This window comes from uncultured Oribacterium sp., from assembly GCF_902481605.1.
Lineage (GTDB): Bacteria > Bacillota > Clostridia > Lachnospirales > Lachnospiraceae > Oribacterium > Oribacterium sinus.
The window spans coordinates 1-15259 of sequence record NZ_CABSXI010000049.1 but is presented as its reverse complement, the minus strand read 5'-3'; the positions used below and the strand labels follow the sequence as shown (position 1 = coordinate 15259).

The 15259-nt window shown below is 45.7% G+C and carries 13 protein-coding genes; 2 read left to right on the top strand and 11 right to left on the bottom strand.

Annotated features, from left to right (window positions below; translation table 11 throughout):
• Nucleotides 1-183: 183 nt before the first annotated feature.
• From fabZ to RDQ32_RS08310, 11 genes are all read right to left on the bottom strand, one after another.
• Nucleotides 184-612: a 3-hydroxyacyl-ACP dehydratase FabZ gene (gene fabZ / locus RDQ32_RS08360; RefSeq protein ID WP_007157588.1), complete on the bottom strand. Its 429-nt coding sequence runs from the start codon at nt 610-612 to the stop codon at nt 184-186.
• 295 nt (nt 613-907) lie between these two features.
• On the bottom strand, nt 908-2143 hold the full coding sequence (fabF, locus tag RDQ32_RS08355) for a beta-ketoacyl-ACP synthase II (protein WP_308579982.1): 1236 nt from the start codon (nt 2141-2143) through the stop codon (nt 908-910).
• A gap of 130 nt (nt 2144-2273) precedes the next feature.
• The gene (gene fabG / locus RDQ32_RS08350) at nt 2274-3020 is read right to left on the bottom strand and encodes a 3-oxoacyl-[acyl-carrier-protein] reductase (RefSeq protein WP_308579981.1); all 747 of its coding nucleotides are present in this window, start codon (nt 3018-3020) and stop codon (nt 2274-2276) included.
• A 15-nt stretch (nt 3021-3035) separates the two neighbouring features.
• The gene (gene fabD / locus RDQ32_RS08345) at nt 3036-3974 is read right to left on the bottom strand and encodes an ACP S-malonyltransferase (RefSeq protein ID WP_308579980.1); all 939 of its coding nucleotides are present in this window, start codon (nt 3972-3974) and stop codon (nt 3036-3038) included.
• A 9-nt stretch (nt 3975-3983) separates the two neighbouring features.
• Complete coding sequence (locus RDQ32_RS08340; protein WP_040649265.1) at nt 3984-4901, bottom strand: nitronate monooxygenase; 918 nt, start codon at nt 4899-4901, stop codon at nt 3984-3986.
• Between the two features lie 28 nt (nt 4902-4929).
• A complete protein-coding gene (locus tag RDQ32_RS08335) occupies nt 4930-5961 on the bottom strand; it encodes a ketoacyl-ACP synthase III (protein ID WP_330700310.1) in 1032 nt (343 codons plus the stop codon).
• A gap of 10 nt (nt 5962-5971) precedes the next feature.
• Entirely contained in the window at nt 5972-6886 is a 915-nt protein-coding gene (locus tag RDQ32_RS08330; RefSeq protein ID WP_308579978.1) for an acetyl-CoA carboxylase carboxyltransferase subunit alpha, read from the bottom strand.
• Between the two features lie 169 nt (nt 6887-7055).
• Nucleotides 7056-7931: an acetyl-CoA carboxylase, carboxyltransferase subunit beta gene (gene accD, locus RDQ32_RS08325; protein WP_183683768.1), complete on the bottom strand. Its 876-nt coding sequence runs from the start codon at nt 7929-7931 to the stop codon at nt 7056-7058.
• A 103-nt stretch (nt 7932-8034) separates the two neighbouring features.
• Nucleotides 8035-8265, bottom strand: coding sequence for an acyl carrier protein (locus tag RDQ32_RS08320; RefSeq protein WP_007157597.1), 231 nt, complete (start codon nt 8263-8265; stop codon nt 8035-8037).
• 377 nt (nt 8266-8642) lie between these two features.
• Complete coding sequence (locus RDQ32_RS08315) at nt 8643-10238, bottom strand: Na+/H+ antiporter NhaC family protein (RefSeq protein WP_308579976.1); 1596 nt, start codon at nt 10236-10238, stop codon at nt 8643-8645.
• A 757-nt stretch (nt 10239-10995) separates the two neighbouring features.
• A complete protein-coding gene (locus tag RDQ32_RS08310; RefSeq protein WP_308579975.1) occupies nt 10996-12459 on the bottom strand; it encodes a hypothetical protein in 1464 nt (487 codons plus the stop codon).
• 298 nt (nt 12460-12757) lie between these two features.
• Between RDQ32_RS08310 and RDQ32_RS08305 the strand changes: the two genes are divergently transcribed.
• Nucleotides 12758-14008 (top strand): hypothetical protein, encoded by a 1251-nt coding sequence (locus tag RDQ32_RS08305; RefSeq protein ID WP_308579974.1) that lies wholly within the window; start codon nt 12758-12760, stop codon nt 14006-14008.
• Between the two features lie 174 nt (nt 14009-14182).
• On the top strand, nt 14183-15259 hold a 1077-nt coding region (locus RDQ32_RS08300), incomplete at its 3' end, for a monomeric [FeFe] hydrogenase (protein WP_308579973.1).

Below are 15259 nucleotides of genomic sequence, written 5' to 3'. Positions count from 1 at the left end.
ACGGCGACCACCGAGATCTACACTCTTTCCCTACACGACGCTCTTCCGATCTGAGCGAAGCTTGAAGCTTAGTTCCCCCGGTGGGCGAAGTTAGCGGGAGCGTGCCCCGCTTTCAGCTCTGCACTGCCGGAAAACCATTGCAACTATTATTTCATTTTCTTTTCCTCAATAGTGCATAAAGCCCTACTGCACTGCAAAAGTCAGTTCCGCCTTCACCACGGTCTTACCATCCACCTTGGCTTCCGCCTCTCCTATTCCTACAGGCCCTTTTCGATTTACCACCCGACAGCTAAGCTCCAGTACATCTCCCGGACGAACCTGTTTTTTAAACTTACAGTTCTTGATTCCTCCAAAAAGAGCAATCTTTCCTTTATTTTCCGGAAGAGCCAAAAGAGCCACTGCTCCGGTCTGTGCCAAAGCTTCCACAATCAAAACCCCGGGCATTACCGGATAGGAGGGAAAATGCCCCTGGAAGAAGGGCTCGTTGATGGTGACGCATTTCTTTGCCACCGCAAATTCTCCCGCTTCGTAGTCTTGAATTTCGTCAATCAACAAAAAAGGATAACGATGGGGAATAATGGCTTTGATTTCTTCAATGTTTAACTTAGGCATATTGACCTCCTCTAAAAAAATTCCACCGGCAGTTTCCCCGCCGATGGAGTTCGTATTGAAGATGGAACTGTTATAATAAACTTGGCTTTCTTCGGCTGTATAGCTTTAAATTCGGGCACGCTCCCGCTAACTTCGCCCTGCAGCAGTACTAAGCTTCAAGCTTCGCTACACTCGCTTTCAGCAAGTACCGGCGGGCTCAGATTACCCGTATTTTAAAGCTATACAGCCGGAAAGTATATTTCAAGTTAATTTAGCAGTTCCATCTTACTATTCACTTACTGCATGGTCGGGGAAACTACTCTGCTTTTCCGAAGATCAGAGTGGCATTATGACCGCCAAAACCTAAGGAATTGGAAAGGCTGTAGTGCAGCTCCTGCTTTCTTCCCTGATTAGGTACATAGTCCAGATCCAGCTCCTCATCCTTTACCTGATAATTCATGGTAGCCGGGACAAAGCTGTCCTTCAAAGCAAGCACGGAGAAGATGGCCTCCACTGCTCCTGCTCCGCCCAAAAGATGTCCGGTCATGGACTTGGTGGAGGATACGGGGATGGAATATGCTCTTTCTCCAAAAACCGTCTTGATGGCTGTGGTTTCTCCTTTATCATTTAAATTTGTGGAAGTACCGTGGGCATTGATGTAGTCAATCTTTTCAGGAGCAAGATTGGCATCTTTTAACGCAAGCTTCATGCAATCCGCTCCCCCTTCTCCGTTTGGTGCAGGGGAGGTAATATGGAAGGCATCACAGTTTGCACCATAGCCTAGCACTTCTCCGTAAATCTTTGCCCCTCTCTTCAGAGCATGCTCTCTTTCCTCCAGCACCAAAATACCAGCCCCCTCTCCCATCACGAAGCCGGAACGCTCCTTATCGAAGGGGATGGAGCCTCTGCTGACTTCGGAAGCAGGAGAAAGAGCCTTCATACTGGAAAATCCGCCTATTCCCAATTCGGAAATGGTGGCCTCGGTTCCTCCGCAAACCATAGCAGTTTCGTAACCGTCTCTGATTCTATGGAAGGCATCTCCGATGGCATTGGAGCCGCCTGCACAGGCAGTTACCGGGCAAATGCACATTCCCTTTAAATGATGGCGAATGGCAATTTCCGCCGCCGCCATATTGGAAATGGACATAGGGATAAAGAAGGGATTTACACGCTCAAAGCCCTTGGAAGCGCCACGAGTATGCTCTGCTTCAATGGTTTGCAGGCCGCCGATTCCGCTGGAAACAATACAGCCGATTTCTTCCTCAGGAAGCGTTCCTACAATACCGCTGTCCTTTACCGCCTCTTCTGCTGCCCACATGGCAAACTGGGTAAAGCGGGACATATGCTTTAAATCTCTTTTATCAAAAACGGTCTCCGGATGAAAATCCTTTACTTCTCCGGCTAAATGAATGCTGAAGTCCTCTGCCGGAAAGGCGGTAATGGGGCCAATGCCCACCTTTCCCTCCTGAATTCCCTGCCAGCTTTCAGCAACGGAATTTCCGGTGGGGTTCACTGTTCCTAATCCGGTAATTACAACGCGTCTTCTCTCCATAGTATTCTTATTCTCCATTTCCAATCAAGATTGCACTCTGTTTTTACAAACTCTATTGTCGCTCTACATTGCCACTCTATAGTTTCTTTCTATATCGTAACTTTATATAGCTTCCTTCTATATTTTCGCTCTACATGCCCATTCCGCCATCCACCAGTAAAGTTTCTCCTGTAATATAGCGGGACTCTCTTTTAGCGAAAAAGGCCACAGCATTTGCCACATCTTCTCCTGTTCCGAAAGCCTTCATAGGAATGTTCCGTAACATTTCTTCCTTCACCGTCTCCGGCAGTCCTGCAGTCATTTTCGTATCAATAAAGCCGGGACAAACCACATTTACCGTTACATTTCGTCCTGCCAGCTCCTGGGCCAGACACTTGGACATGCCGATAAGCCCCGCCTTGGAAGCCGCATAATTACTCTGTCCCACATTTCCGTGAACCCCCACAATGCTGGAAATCTGAATGATTCTGCCGTAACGCTTTTTCATCATCAGCTTCCCTACCGCTTTGGAAAATAAGAATGCTCCCCGAAGGTTTGCATCCAATACTTCATCAAAGTCTTCCGAAGACATTTTTAGAAAAAGATTGTCTCTGGTGATGCCGGCATTGTTCACTAAAACCTCAATTTCGGAAAAACGGGCAACGGCCTCCGCCACAATTCTTTCCACATCCTCTTCCTTCTTAATATCACCCTGGCAAAGGAGGGTTTCCACGGAAGGATAAGCCTTATGAATTTCTTCCTCTATAGCCCTGGCTGCCGCTTCATTTCCGGCGTAGTGGAGCACCACATTTCTTCCCTCTGCAGCCATTTTCAAAGCAATCGCACCACCGATGCCTCCACTGGCGCCTGTAACCAGACAAGTCTCTCTTTCCGCCATCTTCCGTCCTTTCTATTATCCCTTTTTACTGGATAAAAATGCTTCCAGCTCTTCCTTATTTTCCAAGCTTACTACTTCGAAATCTTCGATGCCCATATCCTTGGCAGTCTTCTTTAAGAAGCCGGAAATGGTCTTTCCCGGACCGATTTCTACAAAGTTTCTCACCCCAAGGTCCAGAAGTCTCCTAAGATCCTCTTCCATACGCACCGGCTTTTGTACCTGTTCCACCAAAAGCTCCGGAACGCTTGGGTCTCCTTCCTGTCTTTCTCTTCCCAAGAAGTTGTGAAGCACAGGGCAAGTTCCCTCTCGGAAGCTAATATCTTTAAAATACTCCCGCAGTGCTTCTCCCGCACTTTTCATAAAAGAGGTATGGAAGGGGCCGGAAACCTTTAAAGGAATGGCTTTTTTTGCACCTGCCTCCAAAGCCAGTTTGGAGGCCTCTTCCACCGCCTTCTTTTCTCCGCCGATAACGATTTGTCCCGGGCAGTTTAGGTTACAAAGGCTCACAGCGCCCCCTACTTCCTTACAAACCTTGTCCAAAGCTTCCTCAGACATCCCAAGGATTGCCGCCATGGAGGATTCGATTCCCTTGGAGGCCTCTTCCATCTTCTTACCACGGAAGGCTACCATTTCCACCGCTGTTTTTGCGGAAAATACGGAAGCCGCCTCCAGTGCGGAGTATTCTCCCAGGGAAAGTCCCAAAGCATAGTCGGGAAGGATTCCGTTTTCCCGTAAAACCGCTGTCATACCGCAGGCAAATGCCACAAGAGCCGGCTGGGTATAACGGGTTTCATTGATTTTCCCTTCAGGATCTTCAAAGGAGAGCGTCTTTACATCAAAGTCCAGCTCCGCCTCGTCATAGGCCTTTCGAAAGGCGGGGAAGGCTTCATATAAGTCCTTTCCCATTCCCTTAACCTGACTTCCCTGTCCTGCATATAAAAATGCTGTCTTCATCTTTCCTCCTTATGAAATCCCGGGAATTCCCCGGCAAATATCCGCTAAAATCTCCGCCACCGGACGAATCTTTGTGACCTGTCCGCAGGTCTGTCCTGCCATGAGGGATCCGGTTTTGGTATCTCCGTCAAAAACCGCCCTGCGAAGGGAGCCCAGCGTGAACTTTTCCAGTTCCATCTTATCCGCTCCCGCCTTTTCCTGACTTAGGTATTCCCTACTCATCTGATTCTTTAAAACTCGTACAGGTACACCGGCAATTCTTCCGGTTACGATGGTGTCGGAGCCGGAGGCCTTCAGTACCGCCTCCTTATAATTTTCATGAATGGGGCATTCCTCCGCCGCCAAAAGAGCCGTACCGATTTGGGCACCGCAGGCTCCTAAGGTAAGCACTGCCTGCATTTGCCGATTATCCGCAACACCGCCTGCTGCAATCACGGGAATAGAAACCGCATCCACGGTCTGAGGCACCAAAGTCATGGTAGTCATTTCTCCGATATGGCCTCCGGACTCACAGCCCTCCGCAATCACCGCATCCGCTCCCAGCTTTTCCAGTCTTTTCGCCAAGATGGGAGCCGGCACCACAGGAATCACCTTGATTCCCGCCGCCTTAAAGGCTTCCATGTAAATGCCGGGATTTCCGGCTCCGGTGGTTACTACCGGTACCTTTTCCTCAATGCAGATTTCCACCATCTTATCGGTTTCCGGATTCATCAGCATAAGATTCACCCCAAAGGGCTTGTCGGTTCTTTCCCGAAGGATATGGATTTCCTTACGAAGCCCCTCCGCCTCTCGAATGCCTCCTGTTCCAATCAAGCCCAGGGCTCCCGCGTCGGAACAAGCCGCCGCAAAGGCTCCTGTGGCAATATTGGCCATTCCTCCCTGAATAATGGGGTAACGAATTCCTAACATCTCCTGTAATCCGGTCATAATCTCTCCTTAATTTCCTTTACTTTCTCTACGCTTTTTCGTACTGAATTTCTGCGGAGGCATAGGTCAGTCCCGAGCCGAAGCCCACCAAAACCAGCTTGTCTCCGGAATGTAAAAGCCCCTTTTCCTGCATATCCTTTAAAGCCATGGGGATGGAAGCTCCGGAGGTATTTCCGAAATACTCCATATTTTCAAAAAACTTCTTAGGATCCGCCTTCATGTGTCGTACCACATTTCGAATGATTCTGGAATTGGCCTGGTGGCAAACCACATGCTGCACGGTTTCCAAGCTGTCTCCGGTCTTTTCCAAGACCTTCTCAATGCAATGAGGAACGATGTCAATGGCAAAGAGGAAAACTCCTTTTCCGTCCATTACCAGGTGATCCAGCTTTTCATGCTTTCCGGCAATGACTCCCTCGCCCAACTTTTCCGGATTCTCCGTGCCATCCTCATAGAAGCCGTCAAAGGCTCCGGTGTAAATGCCGGGAGCCATAATGGAATAATCTCCCTTAGAGCCCAAGTAGGAAGCGTAGAGAGTCTTGGCATCTCTTTTTACTACAGCAGCTCCTGCTCCGTCTCCGAAAATGACGGAGGTGGTTCTATCCTCTATTTTTAGTAGTCGGGAAAGCTGTTCCGTTCCCACCACCAGGGCATAGTCCTTATTGGTGGAAAGTAAAAGCCCCCTGGCCACCTCCAGCCCGTAAACAAAGCCGCTGCAAGCCGCATTCAAATCCAATACGGGAACATCATCTTTCGTGCCCAATTCCCTTGCCACGATGGCTGCAAGGCTCGGGGTGGAGAAGTCCGGAGACATGGTAGCCACCACAATCACCCCGATGTCTTCTCCCTTTAGTCCCGCATCTTCTACAGCCTCCTTAGCCGCTTTAACCGCTAAAGTTCCCGCACTCTCATCCTTTTCACAAAAACGTCTTTCATGAATGCCTGTTCTGGGAAAAATCCATTCGTCACTGGTATCCACCAGCTTCGCCAGGTCATCATTGTGTACCCTCTTGCTTGGGATAGCCGATCCAAGGCCAAGTATCTTTAGTCCTTCCATCATTCCTCTTTTCCTAAATGTTTCTGAACTTAGAGAGTCTGTCCTTACGGATTTCATGACGACTCATACCATCGTAGTATGCTAAAGTCTTCTCCAAGACTTGATCCAATGCTTTGTAAAGACTTTCAGGGTCATCCTGGGCACCTCCCAAGGACTCCGGCACAACCTCATCCGCCACATTGGCTTCCTTTAAATCCTTTGCGGTAAGCTTCATCACCTTTGCCGCTTCAGCCGCACGGGAGCTGTCCTTCCATAAAATCGTAGCAAAGCCCTCCGGACTGAGAACGGAGTAAATCGCATTTTCCAGCATCAAAATCTTATTGGCTACGCAGATTCCCAAAGCACCGCCGGAGCTTCCTTCTCCCGTAACCACCGCAATTACCGGCACATGGAGAGAGCTCATAAAAGCAAGGTTTTTCGCAATGGCCTCCCCCTGTCCGTGCTGCTCCGCCTCCAGACCCGGGTAAGCTCCGGGAGTGTCTACGAAGGTAATAATCGGTCTGTCAAACTTCTCCGCCTGCTCCATAAGTCTTTTTGCCTTACGATAGCCCTCCGGACAGGTCATTCCGAAGTTGCAGGAAAGATTTTCCTCCACCGTTCTTCCCTTTCTGTGACCCAGTACCGTTACCGGACGTCCGTGAAAACGGGCAATTCCTCCGTATATAGAGCGGTCCTCATCATAAAGATGGTCTCCCTTTTGCTCGAAAAAGTCTGTAAAAAGGGCGGAAACGAAGTCCTCCACATGGGGGCGTCTAGGGTGTCTTGCCAAGAATACCCGATCTCCCGGTTCCAAATCCTTACAACTTTCTAAGAGCTTTTTCTTTTCTTCCTGTAAAACTTTGATTTCCTCGGTTTTTTCTTCTTCCGCAAGAAGAGCCTGAATTTTCTCTTCTAAGGCGTCTGTCTTTTCCAATACTTCCTTAATCATCTATATTCCTCCTTGATTCCCGATTCCGACAATGTCATTTTCAATCCCGGTTTTTCCGGCATGAAGGATTTCCATCCTACTTTTGTCCCTTTTGAACTTTTTTCAGCCGGCCTCTTCCAAACTGAGGCTTCCCGTTCCTGCAGTAGGGAAAATTTGTCCATAAACTGTCTTAAGCCTTCTGATGTAATTTCAAAAGCTGAATCAAGGTTTCTCTCATATCTTTTCTCTCCACAATCTTGTCTACAAAGCCGTGGCTTTCCAGATATTCACTCTTCTGGAAGCCCTTGGGGAGCTTACTGTTTATGGTCTGCTCAATAACTCTGGGGCCAGCAAAACCGATGAGCGCTCCCGGCTCTGCCAGGGTAATATCTCCTAAAGTGGCAAAGCTTGCAGTTACTCCTCCTGTGGTGGGGTGAGTTAAATAGCTGATAAAAAGTCCCCCATGCTCGGAGAAAAGCTCCACTGCCGCAGAGGTCTTTGCCATTTGCATAAGGCTGTAGATTCCCTCCTGCATTCTGGCTCCTCCTGAAGCGGAAAAGATAATCAAGGGGCATTGCTCCTTATCCGCCACTTCGATTCCTCTGGTTACCTTTTCTCCCACGGCCTGAGACATGGAACCCATAAAGAAGCGACTGTCCAGTACCAATACCACCACAGGAATTCCTCCAATTTTCCCCTTGGAAGAAACCACCGCCTCCTTCAGGCCGGTTTTTTTCGCCTGGCTTTCCGCCTTCTCTCTATACTCCGGGAAGTCCAAAGGATCCTTTACCGCCATATCCTGATCCAGCTCCTGGAAGGTTCCCGGATCATAAAGCATTTTCAAGCGATAATAGGCTCCAATGGGACTGTAAGAACCGCAATGAGGGCAAATATAGTAATTTTCTTCCCAACGGGAATGAAGTGCTCTTCTTCCGCATTTTCTACAGCTGATAAAGGTTGCAGGCACCTTTAATGGGGCAGCTCCGCTCATGGTATCTTTATTGGCTTTTTGCCGTAAGTCCCTGTCTTTCACCAGCTCTACCAGACTTTGAATGGGTGATTTCATATTTCCTCCTATGGTTCTTGACCTTTCCTTTAGAAACAATTCTTTTCTTTGAGAAAAGCGTCCCTAAGGACGCCCGTTTTTCTGTCTTTCTATCTTGATTAATTTACGCCTTTGCGTTATTTGCATAGTCTAAAATATCTTTTACGGTATGCATCTTTCCGATTTCTCCATCAGGAATGGAAACGCCCAGCTCATCCTCCAAAGCCATGTGCAGCTCCACTAAGGAAAGAGAATCCACCTCTAAGTCCTTCTGCATATCTGCCTCTAAAGTAACCTTATCCTCATCACATGCCAAAGTATCTACAATGATTTCCTTTAATCTCTCGAATTCCATACTGAACTCCTTTCGCCTTTTTACTAAAAATTATTTTAATTAAATTTTCGAAAGCAATATAACTGTAAATCATAAAATTGTCAATAGAATATTTTTTTAAGGGATATAGTTTAAAATATGCAAGAAGTGGTTTTGAAAACCACTTCTTGCCGGGGAAGGGGATTTAGAGGAGCAAAAATAGGTAGCTGTGTTTTTCACAGCTACCTTCTCCTATACGAAAAAGGCCCGGACGAAAATGCATTCTCGTCCGGACCTCTTTTGTATAGGAGATACGCTTACCCTGCCGAAGGGCAGGTAAGCTATTTTTGCCATTAGTTCTTTTTCCTTCCCTAATTTTCTCCCGGCAAGTATCGACTATCCTAAGCCCTAATCATTCTTTAAGCTTTCTTCTGTCCCTTCTTAATCCAAAGCAAAATCCCGAACAGAAGTGCTACTCCGATTCCCAATGGAATCCAAGGTGTCTTTAAAAATCCTGCCAAAATATAACTAATCGAGGATACCCCGGCCACCAAAAGGGCGTAGGGCAACTGGGTTTGCACATGGTTGATATGAACGCTTTGGGCTCCGGCAGAGCTCATAATGGTGGTATCGGATATGGGAGAACAATGGTCTCCACAAACCGCTCCCGCCATGCAGGCGGACATGGAAAGAATCATCATGTTGGTATCCACATCCTGGAAAATGGCCACCACAATCGGAATCAAAATTCCAAAGGTTCCCCAGGATGTTCCTGTGGCAAAAGCAAGGCCAATGGCAATCAGAAAAATAAATACCGGAAGGAAAGATAATGCGGAGCCTGCACTGCTCTTTACCATCACTGCCACAAACTCCTTCGCTCCCAAGCTATCCGTCATAGCCTTCAAAGACCATGCAAAGGTTAAAATCAAGATGGCCGGTACCATCTGCTTAAAGCCCTCCGGCAGGCAGTCCATTCCTTCATTAAAGGAAAGGGCGTTTCTGCCAAAGTAGTAAAACAAGGTCACTACCAAGGCGCCAAAAGACCCAAGCACCAATCCTGTAGAAGCATCTGATTTGGAAAATGCCGTCACAAAGTCCGCACCGGTGAAAAATCCTCCGGAATAAATCATTCCCACAACACAGAAAACAATCAAAGAGAAAATCGGCACCAGCATATCCAGGATATGCCCTTTTCTTCCCTCTTCCTCAGTGGCTTCTCCATAGGGACGCTCTGCTGTAGTAAACAGGTCATTCCTCTCTACCGCATTTTCCTCATGAAGCTTCATGGGACCAAAATCCACATTAAGCAAAACCAAAAAAATCAGCATACAAAGGGATAGAAGGGCATAGAAATTATAAGGAATGGTCTTCACAAAGAGCTTCATTCCATTTTCCCCTTCTACGAAGCCGGAAACCGCTGCCGCCCAAGAGGAAATCGGCGCAATGATACATACCGGCGCCGCCGTAGTATCAATGAGATACGCCAGCTTTGCCCTACTTATTTTGTGTTGATCCGTTACCGGTCGCATCACAGAACCCACGGTCAAGCAATTAAAATAATCGTCAATAAAAATCAGGCAACCTAAGGCAATGGTAGCCAGCATAGAGCCCTTCCTGCTTCGGATATGCTTCTTCGTCCAGTCTCCAAAGGCTCTGGAACCTCCGGTTTTATTCATCAGCTGTACCATCATGCCCAAAATCACCAAAAAGCAAAGGATTCCCACATTCCAGGCATCGGAAAGCACATGGATAATGCCATCCACAAATACATGGTTCAAAGTCCCCTCCAGATTGTAGCCGGAATACAAAAGGGCTCCGGACAGAATCCCCAGAAACAAAGAGCTATAAACTTCCTTGGTAATCAATGCCAGGGCAATCGCAATCACCGGAGGCACCAAAGACCAGGGGGAATTCTGCACCGACTCCTTATCGGTCAAAAAAGCCGCCGCCACCAAAAATAAAAGCACAATGCAGATGGAAGTCAGCGAAACAATACGGTTACTTTTTTCTTTCATTCTTTTCTTTCCCTTCTCATAAAACAAAACAGGAATACTTTACAAAAAATAGTTACTTCTTGCAAGTATTCCCGATGCTTTATCCGAGGGGTCCTGTTACTTTATCTACGCGTGAAATTCAGCTTATTATGGGGATATTGAAATAAGAAAACACAGTGTACAGGAAAAGCAGAATGAATAAACCTAAAATAACCAATAGTACGGTTAATAGCTTATGTTTCATCACAAAATCATATTCTCCGGGGGCGGACAAACTTGTCTTTGTAAATATTTTGACGAATATAGAAAAAACAAATAGTCCATAAGCTAAGCATACATTAAAAATATCCATAGGCGTGAAATTAAAATTATTTACATAAATTCGCTAAGTGCATCAATACAATTTAAGTTTAGCATATGTTTTAATTTGTTTAAATATATAAAAGAAGATTTTATAATAAAAAAATGCCATAGAAATTGATGTATCCCCTCTTTACCGGACATGCAATATGGAGAGAATATATCAATTTCTATAGCACTTCAAATACAGCGAAACTCTTACTTTATATCAATTTAGCCATTTTCAAAATTATGGATATAAGATTACTAATTCTATACCATGTAGGTTTGGAAAAGGGGTAGTCTGAGCCCTTCAGTACTTACTGAAAGCGAGCAAAGCGACGCTTGAAGTTAGTACTGATAAGTGGCGAAGCTAGCGAGAGCGTGCCCCTATCCAAACCTATATGGTATAGAATGCATAAGTGAATTTCAATAATTGTTAAAATCCGAAATTGTCATAAAGGGAGCTTTCGGAAAGCACCTCTCCAATAACGGTTTGGATTTCTTCTATATTTTCCTTGGGGAAGAAGTCTCTGGCAAGCCCCAGCGTTTCGATTTGTTCTCCCTCTCCCATGCCCAGCTTCTCATAGGAAACAATGAAGTTTTTCAGATTGCTGTAAGCATCGCTTACGGAGCGATTCCGATTCTCCATAAGAATCTTTCCAAGGGCCTGCAGATATTTTCCTTCCAGAAGAACCATAGCGGCCTCTTTCCGGATTTCCTTTTCTTCCTTATCCTTGGGGGCAATGTACCAACAGCCGTCCTTCTCCCAGCCGTACTTCATCACCAGTTTTCCGGTCATATCCCGGTAATACTGGAACTGTCCCGCATCATCCACTACCAGGAAGCCGTTTTCCGCATTCTTTAAAAGGTTTAAGAGCAGACGTCTGTCTAATACCGGAACACGGAACAGACCGATGTCCTCTCCCTCATTGAAGCCTCTCTCCTGCACCTTCTTCACGATTTCCTTTGCAGAACTTTCGGAAATTCTGTAGCAGGCATCCTCTAAAGCCAAATCCTCCACGGTTTTCCGAATGAATTCCTCACTCTTGCCCCGTTTTGCTCCAAGTGCCCACATGGCCTTTGCGAAGCCCTGGGTCTGGGCATCAATCATTTCCTCTCGAATATTGAAAAGGTGGTGGCTCAGCATTGCCGCCTTCTTAACGGAGGAAGCCAAATCCTCTGTGCGGAGCTCGATGGCATAACGGGGACGATCGCCCTTAATACCGATACCGATGGATGCCACATTGGGAGAATCCTTCAGGCTTTCCTGAATCCGTGGATCGGACCAGGAAATCGGCTTCTTTTCATAATTTTCCAAAACAATAAAACGAACATTGGAAAGCATCCGCCATTCCTGCTTCAAGATTCTGTATGCCGTATCCTGTCCAAGGGTATAGATTCCCACATAAACATTGATTCTGGGATTCTTCTCCAAGAAAGAACGGAATAAAGCCACATTTTCTCTTGCTTCACCGGAAGAAAGCTCCCGGTTTAGCTTATCCATATCCATAGGGATAGATGGCCGTCTCCGCATATACATGAAGAGTTCATATTTACTTTCCGGAATGCGAAGGGACGTTTTTCCCACTTCTACCGCCGCTTCGATGTCTTTCTTTACCGCAGACATCATGTCCGTAAGTTCTTTCCGGGCATCCGCATTTTCCGCATAGGGACATTCCATCAGAGTTTTCAGTTCTTCTCCTCCGGAATTTTTCTGTACAAGGCGGATTCGTCCCTGTTCTTTTTCCAGGAGGAGCTCAATGTTCTCTGTTTCTAACACTGTGCTTATTCTGTCGCCCTTTACAGACAACAAGTCCAAAGGTTGTTTCTCAACGGGCTCTTCCCCGTCTTCCCCGAAAACTTCCTCAGGCTTTTTAAAAATCATTTGCATTAGTGACATAAGCTCTCCCTCTCCTATACCCTAATCCACCCTTATCACAAACAGTTGAATTAGGTATTCTTTCGACATTTTTCTAAAAAATATTAGTAAGGCTCTCTGGTAATTTTATGAAAAATCTACTAATATCTTATTTATTATATTACCTTCTTTCCATTTCGCAAAGCTTTTATTAAAATATTTGATTAAATATCAATTCTATTTTGTTTTTTAACTTTGTATTTTAATTATCGTCCCTTTTTTATGCTCCATAAGGGACATTTCGAAGTTTATAGAATATTTCTTTTTAAGGAGAAAGCTTATGATGAATCCCTTTGATATCCAGGAATGGAAACCCACCTTTTGTAAGACGGAAAAAGAATTAAATGCTTTTTGGGAAGAAAATCAGATTGCCCGGAAAAAAATCATCAAAATCAATGCCATCGGTATAGCTCTAAATTTAGAGGGCTGGGCTTTAGGAAAACGCATACAGGAAACATTAAGTTCCGCAGGAGTTACGGACGATCTAATGCAGAAAATGGACTGGGATTGGTATGACAATTTTCAATTAAACGCCGAGTTGAAACTTTGGGAACCGATTGTTTTCGTATTGGAAGATTATTCCACGGTTGAACTTATGATCTTTCCCGATGGGGTGATGGGCGTGTCCGTAAATCAGATTGATCCGGATACCATAGAAGGTGTGAACCACGGAGACTGCGATGCCAATATTCTTTTTTCGGAAATGCTTTCCCGGAAGTGCAGAAAACCGGAGTTCTATCATAGAATCAGCTATCTGGGCTCCGGTAAAGGAGAAAGAGTGCAAAGAGAGGATTACGCCTTTGTTTTTAACCTGTCCGGAGACTCCGATTTGCGTTTTTTTATCCGTGCCGGGCATGATTCCGCGTATACTTGCGGTCTGATCTTCCGATATCAGTTTAATTGGGAGCAAAACATCTATAAGATCCCTATGGGAAGGATAAACGAATCCCTGAAGGATATTCGGCAGGTTCCTATTTTGGAAGGAGAGAACACAAGCAGTTATTTTGTAATTTGCCCCTTAACTGTGGAGAAAGAAGAAAAGAATCCCAGATATTCTTGGGAAACAAAAGATTATTATCAAAATAGAATGATGATAGAAGAGGATGATGTGCAATTTTTTCTATTTTATTTTCTCTATAAGTATTTTGACGAAAACTACAATAAAAAATATGCTGGTAGAGATCCTTATGATAGTGTGAGATTTGAACGATGGGCGGATCCGAATCTCTACAGCTATCCTGCCATGAAAGAAATGCTGCTGGAAATAGAAGAAAAGGCAAGACTCTTACAAGAGGACTTTGAAAATCCGGAACTAAAGGAATTGATTGACGGCTTTGCCATATCCTATTTTCTTCCGGATGAATTATGGAATTTACCGGATCAAGAGGATTGGAACGAGAAAAAAAAGCGAGAAATTATTCGGGATAATCTCGGCATTGCTATTGATTTTTATGCCCGTTTCGTAAAGAGAGTCAGAAAGCTGATGGCAAGAAATCCGGACTCGGATTGCATCTGCTTTACCGGCCCATAAAAATACAGAAATATCATCACAGGAAGCTTTTGTCTGTCAGTATTTTTTTTCGTACTAAGGGAAAGTATATCCCCCAAACAGAAAAACTATGTTATACTTTTAACGAGTTTGACTTCTCGGAGAAATGAGCGCTTCTCCGAGGATAGAAAAGAGTCTAAGTAAGGAGAAAAGAGTATGGTTACAAACGACAAGGGTTTTATCCCTCTCAAACACCGTGTAATTGAAGGCTTGGCAAGAATCGCATGGAACGGAGAAGTTACGGAAGAAGCAAAGGAAGGCTTAATCCGGGAGTTATCCCCGGGACCGAAGGCCGCCTTCCGTTGCTGTGTATATAAGGAAAGGGAAATTCTTCGTTGGCGTATTCGTTTGGCTTGTAATGAGGATGCCAGCCCGAAGAGAAAGAGCAGCAATGTCATTCAGGTTATCGACCCTGCCTGTGAGGAGTGCCCTATTTCTTCCTATTCCGTTACGGATAACTGCCGTCTTTGTTTAGGTAAGGCCTGCCAGAACAGCTGTCACTTTGGTGCCATTACCATGACAGATCAAAGAGCCCACATTGATCCTATGAAGTGTAAGGAATGTGGAATGTGTGCAACAGCCTGCCCCTACAGTGCCATTGCCCAGCTTACCCGTCCCTGTAAAAAGCCCTGTCCGGTAAATGCTATTACTTACGATGAAAACGGTCTTTGTGTTATTGATGATAATCGTTGCATCCGCTGCGGACAGTGCGTTCACTCCTGCCCCTTCGGTGCGATTTCCACAAAGACCCATCTTTTGCAGGTAATTTCCGCCATTAAAGAAGGAAAAGAAGTTTACGCCATGTGTGCCCCTGCCACAGAGGGACAGTTCGGTAAGGATATCTCTATGTCCGCAATCCGTGTGGCTTTGAAGAAACTCGGCTTTACCGATATGGTGGAAGTTGGACTGGGTGGCGATATGACCGCCGCCTATGAGGCATTGGAATGGTCAGAGGCCAGAAAAGAAGGAAAGAAAATGACCACCTCCTGCTGTCCTGCTTTCATTAATCTTTTGAAGATACACTTCCCGGATCAGTACCATGAAAATATGTCGGAGACCCTTTCTCCTATGGCGGCGGTTTCCCGTTATTTAAAAGCCATTCATCCCGACTGTGTAACCGTATTTATCGGTCCCTGTATGGCAAAGAAATCCGAGTCTCAGGAAATGGGCATTGAGGGAAATGCGGACTATGTTCTCTCCTTTGGAGAATTCAGCAGTCTGCTTCGTTCCAAG